General features: G+C 63.5%; 12 protein-coding genes. 4 read left to right on the top strand and 8 right to left on the bottom strand.

Annotation, left to right across the window (positions count from 1 at the left end; genetic code table 11):
• The first annotated feature begins 64 nt into the window (after positions 1-64).
• On the top strand, positions 65-1,054 hold the full coding sequence (locus tag NF78_RS02550; protein ID WP_035984711.1) for a methyltransferase domain-containing protein: 990 nt from the start codon (positions 65-67) through the stop codon (positions 1,052-1,054).
• On the opposite strand, the gene NF78_RS02545 is transcribed toward NF78_RS02550, so the two are convergent.
• Positions 1,015-2,097 carry a class I fructose-bisphosphate aldolase gene (locus NF78_RS02545; protein WP_035988510.1) on the bottom strand — a complete coding sequence of 361 codons (1,083 nt, stop codon included), beginning with the start codon at positions 2,095-2,097 and terminating at the stop codon, positions 1,015-1,017. The two genes, NF78_RS02550 and NF78_RS02545, sit on opposite strands and share 40 nt — an antisense overlap.
• Before the next feature lie 187 nt (positions 2,098-2,284).
• Entirely contained in the window at positions 2,285-2,662 is a 378-nt protein-coding gene (locus NF78_RS02540) for a hypothetical protein (protein ID WP_156119614.1), read from the bottom strand.
• An 88-nt stretch (positions 2,663-2,750) separates the two neighbouring features.
• On the opposite strand from NF78_RS02540, the gene moaA reads away from it, so the two are divergent.
• Complete coding sequence (gene moaA, locus NF78_RS02535; protein WP_035984705.1) at positions 2,751-3,737, top strand: GTP 3',8-cyclase MoaA; 987 nt, start codon at positions 2,751-2,753, stop codon at positions 3,735-3,737.
• 260 nt (positions 3,738-3,997) lie between these two features.
• Here moaA and ilvA read toward each other — a convergent pair whose 3' ends face one another.
• Both ilvA and NF78_RS27940 read right to left on the bottom strand, forming a co-directional pair.
• The gene (ilvA, locus tag NF78_RS02530) at positions 3,998-5,509 is read right to left on the bottom strand and encodes a threonine ammonia-lyase, biosynthetic (RefSeq protein ID WP_035984704.1); all 1,512 of its coding nucleotides are present in this window, start codon (positions 5,507-5,509) and stop codon (positions 3,998-4,000) included.
• A 31-nt stretch (positions 5,510-5,540) separates the two neighbouring features.
• On the bottom strand, positions 5,541-7,073 hold the full coding sequence (locus NF78_RS27940) for a methyl-accepting chemotaxis protein (protein WP_052049664.1): 1,533 nt from the start codon (positions 7,071-7,073) through the stop codon (positions 5,541-5,543).
• 192 nt (positions 7,074-7,265) lie between these two features.
• On the opposite strand from NF78_RS27940, the gene NF78_RS02520 reads away from it, so the two are divergent.
• Positions 7,266-9,551, top strand: coding sequence for a hypothetical protein (locus NF78_RS02520; RefSeq protein WP_156119613.1), 2,286 nt, complete (start codon positions 7,266-7,268; stop codon positions 9,549-9,551).
• A gap of 272 nt (positions 9,552-9,823) precedes the next feature.
• Positions 9,824-10,879: a thermonuclease family protein gene (locus tag NF78_RS28865; protein WP_225885210.1), complete on the top strand. Its 1,056-nt coding sequence runs from the start codon at positions 9,824-9,826 to the stop codon at positions 10,877-10,879.
• A 27-nt stretch (positions 10,880-10,906) separates the two neighbouring features.
• Here NF78_RS28865 and NF78_RS02510 read toward each other — a convergent pair whose 3' ends face one another.
• From NF78_RS02510 to NF78_RS02495, 4 genes are all read right to left on the bottom strand, one after another.
• Positions 10,907-13,597 carry an MGH1-like glycoside hydrolase domain-containing protein gene (locus tag NF78_RS02510; protein ID WP_035984701.1) on the bottom strand — a complete coding sequence of 897 codons (2,691 nt, stop codon included), beginning with the start codon at positions 13,595-13,597 and terminating at the stop codon, positions 10,907-10,909.
• A gap of 206 nt (positions 13,598-13,803) precedes the next feature.
• A complete protein-coding gene (gene xseB, locus NF78_RS02505) occupies positions 13,804-14,022 on the bottom strand; it encodes an exodeoxyribonuclease VII small subunit (RefSeq protein ID WP_035984699.1) in 219 nt (72 codons plus the stop codon).
• A 56-nt stretch (positions 14,023-14,078) separates the two neighbouring features.
• The gene (gene xseA, locus NF78_RS02500; protein WP_035984697.1) at positions 14,079-15,320 is read right to left on the bottom strand and encodes an exodeoxyribonuclease VII large subunit; all 1,242 of its coding nucleotides are present in this window, start codon (positions 15,318-15,320) and stop codon (positions 14,079-14,081) included.
• Positions 15,321-15,459: 139 nt separating this feature from the next.
• Positions 15,460-15,669 carry a TOBE domain-containing protein gene (locus tag NF78_RS02495; protein ID WP_035984696.1) on the bottom strand — a complete coding sequence of 70 codons (210 nt, stop codon included), beginning with the start codon at positions 15,667-15,669 and terminating at the stop codon, positions 15,460-15,462.
• Between the last annotated feature and the right edge of the window lie 34 nt (positions 15,670-15,703).

Below are 15,703 nucleotides of genomic sequence, written 5' to 3'. Positions count from 1 at the left end.
GGCGCGATATTGCCAGAATAGATAGACAATTGCGATACAAACCTTAACGCAGCAGCCCGATCTGATGAATACAGCCACCGGTCTTGGCCTGATCCTGGCGCTCTTAGCCGGGGGGGCCGCCCTCTACCTGTTTACTCCGCGCCGCTACGAGTCCGCCGACTCGGTAGCTACCTCCTATGATCAGTGGACTGAGGACGGCATCCTGGAGTTTTACTGGGGCGAGCACATTCACCTGGGCCACTACGGTTCGCCGCCCCGCCGCAAAGATTTTTTGACGGCTAAAGCCGACTTTGTGCACGAAATGGTGCGCTGGGGCGGCCTGGACCGTCTGCCTGTGGGTACTACAGTGCTGGATGTGGGCTGCGGCATTGGCGGCAGCAGCCGGATCTTGGCCCGCGACTACGGCTTTGAGGTCACCGGAGTCACCATCAGCCCCAACCAGGTGCGGCGGGCGCAGCAGCTCACCCCCGAGGGGGTAACGGCCCGGTTTCAGGTGGACGACGCCATGGCGCTGTCCTTCCCCGACGCCAGCTTTGATGTGGTGTGGTCGGTGGAGGCTGGCCCCCACATGCCCGACAAAGCCGTGTTTGCCCGCGAACTGCTGCGGGTGCTGAAGCCGGGCGGGGTGCTGGTGGTGGCCGACTGGAACCAGCGAGACGACCGTCAGGTTCCCCTCAACGCCTGGGAAAAGCCGGTGATGCGCCAGCTGCTGGACCAGTGGTCGCACCCCGCCTTCGCCAGCATCGAGGGCTTTGCCGAGGAGTTGGAGGCTACCGGGCTGGTGGCCGGGCAGGTGACCACCGCCGACTGGACGAAGGAAACCCTGCCCTCCTGGATCGACTCGATCTGGCAGGGGCTTGTGCGCCCAGCCGGACTGGTCAAGTTTGGGCTGCCGGGTTTCATCAAATCGGTGCGCGAGGTGCCCACCCTGTTGCTAATGCGGTTGGCCTTTGGCGTGGGGCTGTGTCGCTTTGGCATGTTTCGCGCCGTACGGGCCAGCCAGCCCAACCCGCCTCAGGCAATGGTGACCGCGTCGGACAGGTACACGTCTTGAATCAGGTGAAACAGTTTCACCCCCTCCTTGAAGTCGCGCTGGAAGGTTTTGCGGCCCGAGATCAGCCCCATGCCCCCGGCCCGCTTGTTGATCACGGCGGTGCGTACGGCCTCGGCAAAGTCATTGTCGCCGGAGCCGCCGCCGGAGTTGATTAGCCCCATGCGGCCGGCGTAGCAGTTGAGCACCTGGTAGCGGGTGAGGTCGATGGGGTGGTCGGTGGTGAGGTCGCTGTAGACCAGCTTGTGGGTTTTGCCGTAGCTGGTGCCCTGGGCCTTGGCTACTGCCCCATAGCCGTTGTTGTTGTTGGGCAGCTTCTGCTTGATGATGTCGGCCTCGATGGTGACGCCGAGGTGGTTGGCCTGGCCAGTGAGGTCGGCGGCGGTGTGGTAGTCCTGGTCTTGCTTGAAGTCGCTGCTGCGTAAGTAACACCAGAGAATGGTGGCCATGCCCAGCTCGTGGGCGCGCTGAAAGGCGGCGCTGACTTCTTGAATTTGCCGGGTGGACTCCTCAGAGCCAAAGTAGATGGTGGCCCCCACAGCCACTGCACCCAGGTTCCAGGCTTGCTCGACATCGGCAAACATAATCTGGTCAAAGCGGTTGGGGGATGTCAGCAGTTCGTTGTGGTTGAGCTTGACGATAAAGGGAATTTTGTGGGCGTAGCGGCGCGACACGCTGCCCAGCACGCCCAGGGTGGTGGCGACGGCGTTGCAGCCCCCCACGATCGCCAGCTCGACGATATTCTGGGGGTCAAAGTACATGGGGTTGGGCGCAAAGGAGGCCCCGGCGGAGTGCTCAATGCCCTGGTCCACCGGCAGAATGGAGAGATAGCCGGTGTTGGCCAGGCGACCACTGCCGTAGAGCTGTTGCAGGCTGCGCAGCACTTGGGGGTTGCGATCGCTGTGGGCGAAAATTCTATCTACCCAGTCTGGCCCTGGCAGGTGCAGCATCGACTTCGAGACCTTGGCCTCGTAGTCGAGCAGGGTTTCGGCCTCGGCACCAAGCCAGTCGGCGATCGTGCTGGGGGAGGATAGGGCAGTAACCATAGCTTTGGGTTGAATGACAGTGCAATCTGCCTCAACCATAGCTCAGAGATTGGTGACGGTGGACCTACCCTTTAGGTGAGGTTTTAGGGCAATCCGTCGGCAACTCGTCGCTGGAACAATCCGGTTCCGCCAAGCACCCTACGGCATGGCCCCCGTCTGTGGGTTAGCCCTCGGATTAGCCATCAGACTAGCTGTCCAGGGGCGGCAAAGAGGAGAGCAACTGCGCTTCCTGGGCCTCGATTTGGAGAATATATTCGCCTGTTTCGAGGGTTCGGCCCTCAATTTCACCCCGAATGGCCACCGGCTTGCCCCGCAAGGGATAGAGCTCATTGAGGTCAACCGTCGAGCTGCCGCTCACGTAGACCGGGCCGCGGAGGACGACGGGCTGAGTCAGGTAGGGCTTGCCATAGAGTTCGGGGTCGGGGTAGCTTTCTGTAACTATCCCAAGGGTACCTGAGAGGTAGACCGGATTGGGGTGCGCCAGGCTGCGACCCAGGCCAACTGTGCTCAGAATGCCGATCAAGAGACCTGCTATCACCCCAACGGCAAATGATTTGACAACCATCCAGCGAGGAAAGCGCACAGGCAGACTGGAGCCGAAACGATAGATTAGAGTTTAACCTTACTGACCGCCATTCGCCTGTGACCCCCCCATGCCTGCCATTGACTATCTCCGCATTAGCCTGGTCGATCGCTGCAATTTTCAGTGCCAGTACTGCATGCCCGAGGGGGCCGACTTGCAGTACCTGCCCCAGGGGGAATGGCTGACCCGCACGGAACTGGGGCAGCTGTTGCAGGAGGTATTTATGCCCCTGGGCTTTGCCAACTTTCGGCTCACCGGGGGCGAACCGCTGGTGCGGCCCGGAATTGTAGATATCGTGCGCGACATTGCCGAACTTCCCGGTACTCGGGATCTGGCCCTGACCACCAACGCCTTTCTGCTGGCGGGCATGGCCCAGGATCTGTGGGATGCCGGACTGCGGCGGATCAATATCAGCCTCGATTCCCTCGACCCGGTGATTTTCGATCGCATCGTCGGCGGGCGGGGCAGGTCGCGCTGGCCCCAGGTTTGGGCGGGCATTCAGGCGGCCCATCGGGTCGGGTTTTCGCCGCTGAAGCTCAACGTGGTGGTGATTCCCGGCGTCAACGACCACGAGGTGCTGGATCTGGCGGCGCTCACCCTGGATCGCCAGTGGCACGTGCGGTTCATTGAGTTTATGCCCATCGGCAACGACAGCTTGTTTGCGGAAACGGGCTGGGTGGACTCCGAGATTCTGCGCGATCGCATTCGGCAGCGCTGGGGCCTGAGCGAGGGCGCGGTGCGGGGCAATGGCCCGGCGGATGTGTTCCAAATTCCGGGCGCGAAAGGTACGGTGGGGTTCATTAGCCAGATGTCGGAGTGCTTCTGCGATCGCTGCAACCGCATGCGCCTGTCGGCGGACGGCTGGCTGCGCCCCTGCCTGCTGAACGAAACCGGCCAGATCGACCTCAAAACTGGCCTGCGCCAGGGCGTCCCCACCCGTGAGCTAAAACGCCAGGTGGCGGACCTGCTGGCTGCCAAACCCGACATCAACTACAAAATGCGCCAGTCGGGCACCACCGGAGCCTACGGGCGCACCATGTCGCAGATCGGCGGTTAGGGCGTGTCATCAATTCTGGCTTCAATTTTGGCTAAAGAGCGTTTGCCAGCGGCGCTGCCATGCCCGACTCAAACAACAGGCCAGAGGCTGTAACCGTTGGTCCCTGGGCCTTTATAGCGATGGCCATTGCGCTTAGGACATTGACCCCTGTCAGGGCTGCGAACTGGGGTAGCGCAACGGCGTATAGCCATCGCTTCAAGGCTATCGGTCATGTCCTAACTGTTCTGGCGATGGCTATAACGGTGAGTTAATGACAGCCCCTAACCCAAGAACAGCTTGTAGGCGGGGTTTTGGTTTTCGTCCCAGTACTGGTAGCCGAGATTGTCCAAAAACGCCTGCCACTGAGCCATTTCGTCCGGCGGCACCTGAATGCCGGTGACGATACGGCCATAGTCAGAGCCGTTGTTGCGGTAGTGGAACAGGCTGATGTTCCAGTCGGGGCTCATGGCGCTGACGAACTTCATCAGTGCGCCGGGGCGCTCGGGGAACTCGAAGCGGTAGAGCAGTTCGTCGTGGGCCAGGGGCGACTTACCGCCCACCATGTGGCGCAGGTGCATTTTCGACAGCTCGTCGTCGGTCAGATCCAGCGTTCTTAACCCCTTCGATTCAAACACCTGAGCCATATTCTCGGCGTCGGCCCGGTCCTGCACTTCCAGCCCCACGAAAATATGGGCCTCGTGGTTGTCGGCGATCCGGTAGTTGAACTCGGTCAGGTTGCGGGTGCCCAGGCATTCGCAGAAGGCCTTGAGGCTGCCCGGTGTCTCCGGGATGGTGACGGCGAAGATCGCCTCACGGTGTTCACCGATCTCGGCCCGCTCGGCCACGAAGCGAAGGCGATCGAAGTTCATATTCGCCCCGCAGGCCACGGCCACCAGGGTTTGGTCGGCGATGCCGGTGCGCTCCACGTAGGCTTTTGCGCCGGCGATCGCCAGCGCCCCGGCGGGTTCCAAAATCGATCGGGTGTCCTCAAACACATCCTTGATGGCAGCGCAGATGTCGTCGGTGCTGACCAGAATAATGTCGTCCACGTACTGCTGGCAGAGGCGAAAGGTTTCTTCTCCCACCTGGCGCACGGCGACGCCGTCGGCAAACAGGCCCACCTGGGACAGGCGCACCCGCTCTCCGGCTTTGAGCGATCGCGCCATCGCATCGGCCTCGATCGGCTCCACGCCAATGATTTTGATTTCGGGTCGCAGCCGCTTAACGTAGGCGGCAATGCCTGAGATCAGGCCGCCACCGCCGATCGCCACAAAAATTGCGTGAATGGGTTGGGGATGCTGGCGCAAAATCTCCATGCCGATAGTGCCCTGGCCTGCGATCACGTCCGGGTCGTCGAAGGGGTGGACAAAGGTGAGGCCTTTCTCCTCAGCCAGCTGGCGGGCGTGGGCGTAGGCGTCGTCGTAGGTTTCGCCGTAGAGCACTACCTCGCCGCCCCGGGCCTTCACCGCGTTCACCTTCATCACTGGCGTGGTGGTGGGCATGACAATAATGGCGCGGGTACCCAGCTGCCTGGCCCCCAGGGCCACCCCCTGGGCGTGGTTGCCCGCCGAGGAGGCGATTACCCCCGCCGCCAGCTGCTCGGGCGACAGGTGGGCCATTTTGTTGTAGGCCCCCCGCAGCTTGAACGAAAACACCGACTGCATGTCCTCCCGCTTCAGCAGCAGCCGGTTGTGCAGCCGCGCCGACAGGCTGGGGGCCAGTTCCAGGGGGGTTTCCTGCGCCACATCGTAGACCCGGGCCGTGAGAATGCGTTCGAGGTAGTCGCTAGGCATTGCAGGAGGACTGAAAGGATAAACCCATATTTTAGAGCGACATGGGCGTGGTCTTGAGGTGAAAGTAGCCCATGGTTTGCTGTAACTGCTCGGCCTGGGCGGCGGTGCTCTGGCTGGAGTCGGCCACCTGGGCGGCGGCGGTAGCGTTGTGCCGGGTCACCTCGTCAAGCTGCACCATGGCGCTATTGATCTGGGCAATGCCGCTGTTTTGCTCCAGGCTCGATCGGGTGATTTCTGCGATGAGCTCCGAGGTTTGCTGAATGCTGGGGACAATGTGCTTAAACAGGTCGCCGGTGCGTTTGCTGACCACCATGCTGCGATCGGCTAGAGCGGTCATCTCCTCGGCGGCACTGCGGCTGTGCTCGGCCAGATTGCGCACTTCCTGGGCGACCACGGCAAACCCCTTACCTGCTTCTCCAGCGCGGGCGGCCTCGATCGTGGCGTTGAGGGCCAGCATGTTGGTTTTCGCAGCGATGTCTTCAATCAGCTTGATTTTAGCGATCATGTCCTGGAGGACTTGCACCGTTTCAGAGACCGCCTTTTCCCCCTCATCGACCATGGCGACGGATTGAATCGCCGACTGGTAGGTGTGCTCAGCCTGTTGGGCGTTGTGATTGATAATCGCGTTCATTTCCTGAATGGTTGCCGTTGTCTGAGCCACGCTGGCGGCCTGCTCTGAATTGCCTGAGGCCAGGTCCTGGGCCGCTGCATTGAGCTGATCGGACATTTCCAGCATCCGGTGGGCCGACTGCTGCCCGTCCTGAATAATGGTGGACAGGCGGCCTGTCATCGCCTTGAGTGCCGTCAGCATTTGACCAATTTCGTCGTCTTTCCCCTCTGGAATGGGGACGGATAGATCGCCTGCGGCCACCTGTTTGGCGATCGCCGCCGTAGCGACAATGGGCTTTGTGATCCGACCGGCCAGGTAGTAGGCCAGACCAACCACGCCTAGCCCAATTAAAATACTGCCCCACAGGATGTAGAGCGCCAGCTGAGAGGCCACATTCAGAGTCTGGTTGAGGTCACTCTCGACGGCGGCCAGCCCGGTTTGAGAATCGTTTAGGAAACTCTCAATCGTGCCGGTATAGGCTATTTTTGTGCGCTGGTACTCAGGCCCGTCCAGCACGGCCAGGGCCTGGTCAGGCTGCCCTGCATTCAACCGTTCCAGGGCTTCGGTCTCCAGCTCAGCCAGGGTGTCGTTCAGCCCCTTTTGCTGCTCAAAGAGTGCCTCAACGTTGGGGTTGGCGGCATTGGCCTGGGCGGCAATGATCAGCTCTTCCAGGGGGTCAAAATGGATGTCGTAGCGCTCCTGCCACTGGCTGTCCTGGGTCAGTACGTAGTTGCGCATGGACTGGGTCAGGACTTCGTCTAGCCAGAGGATCTGGTGAGCGCGGGACAGCTGCTTCTGCGACGCAGAGACCGAGATCAACCGGCTTCGAACCTGGCCCACGGCACTGTACATCAGTGCCCCGACCGTGACCAGCGCGATCGCCCCGCCCAGGTACCCAATAAAGATCCGCGTCTGAATTTTGCTAGAGGCTAACTGTTTTAAGAAAGACATCATGGCTAGGGGCCTATGGGTGTTGGGCTGGCAATGTCAGCTTTCCCCCTCGCGACGGCAATACAACGTTTAGCGCCCCCGCCTTGTGAGGCCACCCCAGGCGATCGCCGCCAAAAATACAGCGGTCTGGAGATTACAATTCCGTACCCCAGGCCGTATCCTGCGATAAAGTTGCAGGTGAATTGCTCACCACCTATGCCCCCTCGCCCCTCGCTACGCCCCCAGACCCCTAGCTCCAGTGCGCCTGGTTCGGTTCAGGTGTGGGTCAGGTCGCGCCCTCGGCGGTGGCGCTGGCTGGGGGTGCTGCTGGCCCTGGTTGGCTTTGGCGCGGGTCTGGCGCTGCTGGGGCTGAGCTTTCGGCTGGGGCTGCGACTGATGCTCGATCCGGAGGCCCTGCCCCAGGTTTTGGCACGGCTGCAGCGATCGCAGCAGATTGCCCTGCCCCCGGCCACCAGCCTGGCCGACCTGCGGCGGCAGGTGGCGGTGGCTCAGCAGCGGTTGGGCGAACCGCTGGCCCTGGGGGATGCCGGTGCCGATGGCACGACCGTCCTGGTGATCCCGGTGCTGGAGGCCGACTCCGACACCATTGTTGCCCTCACCCTGCTCCAGGGCAGCGGCAGCGAGGACGACCTGAGGGCGATCGCCACCCTGGCCATTTCCCCCCTGTCCAAGGACCTGGTGCTGGTGCCCTGGCTCAACAGCACCCAGGCCCCCACCGCTGCCCCATCGACGTTTCCCCTGACCCAGGTGGTGCCCTTGCCCGCCCCACCGGTATCCACGGCCGGCCGCTGGCTGACCCTGGAGGGCACCTGGCGGCAGCAGGGGTTAACGCTGCGCTATGGCCACCTGCTGCACTACGACCCTCACAACCAGCGGCTGGCCCTGCTGCAACCCTGGACCAGTCCTGCCAACCGCCTCCCCCAATGGGCCGACCTGGATGGCGATGGCCCCAGCGATCTGATTGTTGATGAAACCGTGGGGCTGGAGCCTGCCCTGCGGGGGTGGCAGGTGATGGAGGGAACCACTCCGCGCCTGCAGCCGGTGTCCTGGGTGCGTGTCCCGGCGGACGCGGGGGCCAGGGCCGGAGCCTACCAGCAGGCGCTGCGCCTGGCCCGAGGCGGCCTCTGGCCCCTGGCGGTCACCGCCCTGAGCGACCTGAAAGGCACACTTGATCAGGGCTGGCCCCCCGCGGCGGAGGCCCAGCTGCGGCTGGCCGAACGCCATGCGGCCATCACTCGTCAGCAGGCCGACCAGGACTGGTCCACGCCCACCCAGCAGGTGCTGGCCCTGCTGATCGACGGTCGCTGGGAGGCGGCCCTGACCCAGCTAGAAACTGCTCCCACCCTGCTGCCCACCCTGCTCAGCCGCCTCGCCACCGATCGCGGCCGAATGTGGAACCGCATCAGCGCCGCTGCAGCTCTCCCCGACCCCGACCCCGCTGTCTACGTATGGGGAGGGCTGACCCTCAAAGCTCAGCAGAATCAGCCCACCAGCCTGGATGGTGCCACCCAGGACTGGCTGACGCGCCAGTCGATACCCACCGCTACCCGGCAGCGGCTGACGCGGCTGTTGGCGGCGCTAGACAGGCCCCAGGAGCAAACCGTCGCCGCGGTAAGGAATGGCCCGGCCCCCCAGGGCGATCGCGCTCCCGGCCAACCGTCGGCAGCCCAGGTGTCCACCCTGGTTCCCCTCGACAGCCTGGTCGGTCAGGCCCAGCCCACCGGCACTCCCCAGGCGGGCTTTGCCGCCCCAGGACAGACCCTCGACGCCTCCCTGGGCCAGTGGTACCAGGTGGAGCTGCGGGCGGTGCATCGGCGTCAAGCCTGGCAGCGCGGCCATGTTTCTGTGCCCCCGGAGGCCAGCCCAGAGGCCATTTGGGCTATGGTGCAGCCCGCCGTTCAGGCATCGCCCCAGCTGCTGCGCTGGGTTACCCCCACCACCGGACAGCCCGTTCCCCTCACTGTGCGTGGGCTGTCCGTCATTGACGGCCGGCCCACGCTGCTGGCCACCGGCCCCGCCGCCACGACCACGGCCCTGCCGCCGCTGGTCTTTTCCCAGGGGGCGCTGACCTGGCTCAATGCCAGCCAGCGCCAGCGTCCAGACCCTAAACTCATCGGCAATCCCATAGAGCTGAGTCTGTTTGGCCGTCAGCCGCCCCCCGCCGAGTTTGCCGGGGCCTTGGCCAATCTGGCCCAGCACAGCCTGGATCTGACCGCCGACGGGCGGCCCGAGCGGGTGTTGACCTGGGATGAGGCGGGCTTGGCCCAGCTGGCCCAGTGGGGTGCCTCGGTGGAGGGAACATTCCCCAAAACTGTGATTTTAAACTCAGACAATCAGGTGCTCTACACCGATCTGGTGTCGCCCCAATCGCTGGTGGCGCTGACCAACCCTACCCTCGGCGGTCCCACGGGGCTATTGGTGCACCGGAGCGGGGGCTATGACTTGCTGACATGGAATGCCGCCAGCCAGCGCTTCGAGTGAGGGGTTTGGTTTAACTCACGGATAGCCCAGCCGATGGGCCCCACCTGTGGGAAACCCCGTGGGCCAGGCGGAGTAAACCGAAATTCGAATCGCCCAACCTCAGTTTGAAGCAGGGGGCTCGGGTAGGCACAACCGGTGTTGGCCCAGTCCAGCTGGAATTAGCCGGGGTGAATTGAGTATGGATTGTTGCCGTAGGGCTACCCAATCAGATTGCGAGTACTCTTGGTATACAGGGTGACAGTTTTGCATTGACTATGAGCTGAGTCCCAACGATGCCCCAACCCTGTGAGTTACGATCGCGAGCCGCTTCCGTCGCGCGGGTAGCCGCCCTGGCCCTACTGACTCTGACAGCTGCCTGCTCGACCCGGCCCCTGGAAAATAGCTCCCGGGCGATCGCCCCCGAGCCGCTGGCAACGGCCTCCCCTGACTCCGCCCAAGCCGGGGTCGCTCCCTCGGAAGATGCAGGGGAGCCGCACTATCGCCAGGCTCTGGAGCAGGGAATGGCGGCGGCGGTGGCCACCCAAACGGCCCAGTCTGCCAGCGACTGGCACCAGGTGGAAGGGCTCTGGCAGCAGGCGATCGCCCACCTGAGCGCCATTCCCTCCGGCAGCGATCGCTTTGCCATCGCCCAGCAAAAACGCCAGGAGTACGAAGCCAATCGGGCCTACGCTGCCCGAGCCGCCGCCGCCAAAACCCTGCCCACCGCCACCGTGGTCTCGGTGGGCGATGGCGATACGCTGCGGGTGCAGGGGCCGGAGGGGACGATTACCCTGCGGCTGGCCTGTGTGGATGCCCCTGAGACGAACCAGGCCTTTGGCCCCGAGGCGGCCCTGCGGCTGCGGCAGCTGCTGCCGACCGGGCAGTCGGTGACGGTGCGGGCAATTGAGCGCGATCGCTACGATCGCACCGTGGCCGAAATCTACAGCGGCGGTCAGTCGGTGGGGCTCCAGCTGGTGCGGGAGGGCTACGCGGTTGTTTACACCCAGTACCTGGACGGCTGCGCCGCCACCGCCGCCGACTACCGCCAGGCCGAAGCCGCCGCCCGCGCCGCTGGCCTGAATTTTTGGAGTCAGCCCCAACCCACTCTGCCCTGGGACTTCCGCCGGGGTGGGTCTGCGGCTCCAGGGGCCGCGCCCCCCAGCGTTCCAACGGTCCCGGCCCCGACTTCCCCCGCCGCTCAAACCCTGCCGGCCTGCGTTGCCACCGACTGCAACTGCAGCGACTTCAGCAGCTGGGCCCAGGCCCAGGCCGTCCTGGAGGCGTTTCCGGGGGACCCCCACCGGCTGGATGGCGACGGCGACGGCATCGCCTGCGAAAGCCTGCGCTAAAGCCCTGGTCTCGGGGCAGCGCTCCCATCAACCCCCTGGGGTTTGCTCCCGGTATTCCCCCTGCTGCTGGATCAGCTTGGCCACCAGCCCCGTCCAGCCGGTTTGGTGGCTGGCCCCCAGCCCGGCCCCGTTGTCGCCGTGGAAGTATTCGTAAAACAGCACGTAGTCGCACCAGTGTGGGTCGTGCTGGAGGGGGGCAGTGCCGCCGTTGACGGGACGCAAGCCCTCCCCATTGCGCTCAAAGATGGCGATCAGCCGCTGGGATAGGTCGCTGGCCACCTGCCACAGGTTCATCCACTGGCCCGAGCCGGTGGGGCATTCCACCCGGTAGTCGTCGCCCAGGTAGTGGTGAAACTTTTGCAGCGCCTCAATGATCAGGTAGTTGACCGGAAACCAGATCGGCCCCCGCCAGTTGGAGTTGCCGCCAAACAGGCCGCTGCGCGACTCGGCGGGCTCGTAGGCAACCCGGTAGTCCTGGCCATCGGCGTGGAAGCTGTAGGGGTGCTCGGCGTGGTATTTAGACAGGGCGCGAATGCCGTAGGGACTCAAAAATTCGGCCTCATCCAGCAGCTTTTCGAGCAGGCGGCGCAGGCGATCGCGCGGTTCGACATGGCCCAGGGTGGCGTAGCACAGGGCCAGCATTTGCCGCGCCTGCTGCCCCTTGGTTTCCATACAGGCGACATTGCGCTTGAGGGCCGGGCGGTTTTGAATAAACCACTCCAACCGCTCGGTGAAGTTGGGCAGCTGGGCCAGGGTGTCTGGGTCGAGGGTCATCACGGCGCAGAGCGGAATCAGGCCCACCATGGAGCGAATTTTGAGCTGAATGCGATCGCCGTGGGGCAGGTGCAGCACGTCGTAGAAAAAGCCGTCTTCCTCGCTCCACAGGCGGGTTTTGTCGTCGCCGATGTGGTTCATGGCGTCGGCGATGTAAATGAAGTGCTCAAAGAATTTGGTCGCCATGTCTTCGTAGACCGGGTTGTCGATGGCCAGTTCCAGGGCCATTTCCAGCATATTGAGGCAGTACATCGCCATCCAGCTGGTGCCGTCGGACTGCTCCAGGGTGCCGCCCGTGGGCAGGGGGGCGCTGCGGTCAAACACGCCGATGTTGTCGAGGCCCAAAAAGCCGCCCTCAAACACATTTTTGCCGCCGGCGTCTTTGCGGTTGACCCACCAGGTAAAGTTGAGCAGCAGCTTTTGAAAGACGCGCTCCAAAAAGGGGCGATCGCCTTTGCCGGTCATTTTTTGGTCGATTTTGTACACCCGCCAGGTGGCCCAGGCGTGCACAGGCGGGTTGACATCGCCAAAGGCCCACTCGTAGGCGGGCAGCTGCCCGTTGGGGTGCATATACCACTCCCGCGTCAGCATGTCGAGCTGGTGCTTGGCAAACTCGGGGTCGACCAGCGCTAGCGGAATGCAGTGAAAGGCCAGATCCCAGGCGGCGAACCAGGGGTACTCCCAGGTGTCGGGCATGGAGATGATGTCGCCGCTGTCGAGGTGCCGCCAGTGGGTGTTGCGGGGGGAACTGCGGTTTGGCGGTGGCAGGGTGGGGTCGCCCTGGAGCCAGCGGTTGACTTCGTAGCGGTAGACCTGCTTGCTCCAGAGTAGACCCGCGATCGCCTGGCGCTGAATCTGCCGCTGGTCGTCACTCAGCGCAAAGGGCGTCAGGGCGGCGTAGAAGTCGTCGGCCTCACGCCGCCGAGCTTGCAGAATGTGGTCAAATTCGGAACCCAGGGGCTGCTCTAGATCGGGGCGGTGGGTCAGCCGCAGGCGTACCGTTCGGTGTTCCCCCGGTGCAAGGTCGAGTCGGTAGTGGGGAGCGGCCTTGGTCCCAACCTGTTCTGTATTGACGGCCTCCTGCTGGCCGAGAATCACCGCGTTGTGAATGCCGTCTTTCACGTAGGGCGAGGCGTTTTTGGCCCCATATAGAGCTTGATTGTTAGTCTCGTTTTCGGTGAAATACAGATCAGCTAGTTCGCAGTAGAGCCAGTAATTGCCCAGCGTGGGGTGAGTCGCTTCAATCACAACATCCCCTGTCGGGGAAAACGGTTGTTTGCCCTTAGATAATTTCGGCTTCTCGCAGTCTTCACCCCAGGACCAGGTGTTGCGAAACCACAGGGTCGGCAGCAGGTGAACTGTGGCTGACTCGGGGCCGCGATTGACCACTTCAACGGCGATCGCAATGTCTTCCGGGTCGGCCTTGGCGTACTCCACCGCCACGTCAAAGTAGCGATTGTCGGCAAATACGCCCGTATCCAGCAGTTCGTACTCGGGCTGGTCGTACCCCCGCCGCCCACTTTCGGCCACCAGGTCGGCGTAGGGGTACTCGGCCTGGGGATACTTGTAGAGAAACTTGAGGTAGCTGTGGGTGGGGGTGCTGTCGAGGTAGAAGTAGTATTCTTTGACGTCTTCACCGTGGTTGCCCTGGTTGCCGGTGAGGCCAAACAGGCGCTCTTTTAAGACGGGATCTTTCCCATTCCAAAGGGCCAGGCCAAAGCAGAGCAGCTGCTGGTCGTCGCAGATGCCGCCGAGGCCGTCTTCGCCCCAGCGGTAGGCCCGCGAGTGCGACTGCTGGTGCGAGAAATAATTCCACGCGGCCCCCGTGGTGCTGTAGTCTTCGCGCACGGTGCCCCACTGGCGATCGCTCAGGTATGGCCCCCACTTTTTCCACGGCGTTTGCGCCTCATGGGCCACCTTTAGACGCTGGTGTTCGGGGGTCATAGAGCTACGGGAGAATGGGATGGGTTACAGACTGTGCCGAGACAGGAGTGGGGCAGGGGGGGCTAGTACCGGCTGGCAGATGTGGAGCTATGTTTGCCGGGGTGTTGGGTTCCGGGTTCCGGGTATCAGGCTTGATGGGGGACTTAAGCCATTTCCCGTAGCGCTACTCAACCATTCTCCCGGGTTTTCCAGGGGCCCCGCCAGGTTCAGGCGTCGGCCAGGGTTTCAATCAGCAGGTCAACCTGCTGTTGCTTTTCGTGCAGGTAGCTCTCGCACTGTTGGAGTGCCTGCACCGCCTGCTCAAACTGGCTCAGCACCGCCGCCAGGGGCAGATTGCCCGACTCCAGATCGGCGATGATGCCCTCGACGGTGGCGACGGTGGCTTCGTAGTTCCAGGGCTCGGTAGGGGTGGTTTTTTTGGGCATTTTGGGGAGTGGGAGGGTGGATGAGTGGGAGGGTGGGCGAGTGGATAGGTGGGGGGTTATTGGGGTGGGGGGTGGATTTGGGTGACTTGGACGGTGAGGTGGCCCTGGGCGAGCTGAATTTGGAGGGTTTGGCCGGGGCTGGTGGCGGTGGCCTGGGTGACGAGCTGGCTGGCGTCGTCGCGCACCAGGGCGTAGCCGCGCCGCACTACGGTGTCGGGGTCGAGGGTCATCAGGTGCCTGTGGAGGGCGGCGGTGCGATCGCTCGCCTGCCGCAGTTCCACCTGCACCCCCTGCACCAGCCGCCGCTGGAGCTGCTTGAGGTGCTGCTGCTGCTGCTGCACCCGCTGGTCGAGGCGAGTGCGCAGCAGTCGCTGGCCCAGGCGGTGCATATCGCTGTGGGCATCGAGCAGGCGATCGGCCATCAGGGATTTGAGTTGGGCAACTCGCTGGTGATGGGCGTCAACCAGATCGGCCAGGGCAGGAACGGCGGCGATCGCCGCCGCCGTGGGCGTGTGGGCACAGACGTCGGCAGCCAGATCGGCCAGGGATTCGTCGCGCTGGTGGCCAATGCCGGTCACTACCGGAATGGGGCAGTCGGCCACGGCCCGCACCACCCGCTCGTCGTCAAAGCACTCCAGGTCTTCGCTGGCCCCGCCTCCCCGCGCCAAAATTAACACCTCGGCCCGACCGTCGGCGGCGACCCGCTCCATGGCCGCAACGATGGAGTCGGGGGCGCTGTCGCCCTGCACCGTGGCGGGGGAAAACAGCAGGTGCAGCCCCGGGTGGTGGTGGCGCAGCGATCGCTGAATGTCGCCCCAGGCCGCCGCTTGAGGCGACGACACCACGGCGATGATCTGGGGTAGGGCGGGCAGCGATCGCTTAAATTCCGGGTCGAACAGGCCCTCGGCGGCCAGTCGCTGGCGCAGCTGGCGGTAGCGCAGGGCCTTGAGCCCATCGCCGCTGGGCAGCACCTGCCACACCGTCAGCTGGTAGCTGCTGCGCTGGGGGTAGACCTTCACCGTGCCCAGGGCAATCACCTGGTCGCCCACGGTGGGCAGGGTGGTCAGGCGGGCCTGCTGGCTGCGCCAGGCCACGGCGTTGATGGCGGCTCCGGTATCGGGGTCAGTGAGGGTAAAAAATAGCCCCTTGGCGTGGTGGTTGGCGCTGGAGACTTCCCCCACTACCCACACCTGGCGCAGGGTGGGGTCATCCTCCAGCACCGCCTTGATGTAGTCGACGAGGCCGCCCACGCTGAGGGCGGCGGGCGTGGTGGCCGGGGTGAGGTCAAAAGAGGTCATGGCACAACGGAGAAGCCAACCTCTAGTTTGGGCCAGAGCGCGGTGAACATCAAGGTCGGCTGAGCTGACCAGCCTAGGTTAGCCATTCCACCCGTAGGCATAGCTCGTCCAGCCCGTGGGGTGCAGGTAGTCCAGCAGGCTAATCGACAGCGACCATAACATCGGATGCCTTCACTACGGCGTAGGCGGAGTCCCCGACCTTGAGGCCGAGGGAATCGGCGGAGGATTTGGTAATTACGGAGGCCACCTCTAGCCCCGGAGCGACCTCAATCACTACCTCCGTGGTCACCATGCCGGGGACCACAGATTTAACGGTGCCAAGCATGGCGTTGCGAGCGCTAATTTTCATGATCTAAATCCTAAACTAAACGTCATACAAACTA

The organism is Leptolyngbya sp. KIOST-1 (assembly GCF_000763385.1).
Taxonomy (GTDB): Bacteria; Cyanobacteriota; Cyanobacteriia; order Phormidesmidales; family Phormidesmidaceae; genus Nodosilinea.
Note: the sequence above shows the minus strand (reverse complement) of the source record. Positions and strands in the feature narration are given on the sequence as shown.

Coding starts and splice junctions, on each gene's coding strand:
- NF78_RS02550 (WP_035984711.1), top strand. CDS start 65: ATGAATACAGCCACCGGTCTTGGCCTGATCCTGGCGCTCTTAGCCGGG.
- NF78_RS02545 (WP_035988510.1), bottom strand. CDS start 2,097: ATGGTTACTGCCCTATCCTCCCCCAGCACGATCGCCGACTGGCTTGGT.
- NF78_RS02540 (WP_156119614.1), bottom strand. CDS start 2,662: ATGGTTGTCAAATCATTTGCCGTTGGGGTGATAGCAGGTCTCTTGATC.
- moaA (WP_035984705.1), top strand. CDS start 2,751: ATGCCTGCCATTGACTATCTCCGCATTAGCCTGGTCGATCGCTGCAAT.
- ilvA (WP_035984704.1), bottom strand. CDS start 5,509: ATGCCTAGCGACTACCTCGAACGCATTCTCACGGCCCGGGTCTACGAT.
- NF78_RS27940 (WP_052049664.1), bottom strand. CDS start 7,073: ATGATGTCTTTCTTAAAACAGTTAGCCTCTAGCAAAATTCAGACGCGG.
- NF78_RS02520 (WP_156119613.1), top strand. CDS start 7,266: ATGCCCCCTCGCCCCTCGCTACGCCCCCAGACCCCTAGCTCCAGTGCG.
- NF78_RS28865 (WP_225885210.1), top strand. CDS start 9,824: ATGCCCCAACCCTGTGAGTTACGATCGCGAGCCGCTTCCGTCGCGCGG.
- NF78_RS02510 (WP_035984701.1), bottom strand. CDS start 13,597: ATGACCCCCGAACACCAGCGTCTAAAGGTGGCCCATGAGGCGCAAACG.
- xseB (WP_035984699.1), bottom strand. CDS start 14,022: ATGCCCAAAAAAACCACCCCTACCGAGCCCTGGAACTACGAAGCCACC.
- xseA (WP_035984697.1), bottom strand. CDS start 15,320: ATGACCTCTTTTGACCTCACCCCGGCCACCACGCCCGCCGCCCTCAGC.
- NF78_RS02495 (WP_035984696.1), bottom strand. CDS start 15,669: ATGAAAATTAGCGCTCGCAACGCCATGCTTGGCACCGTTAAATCTGTG.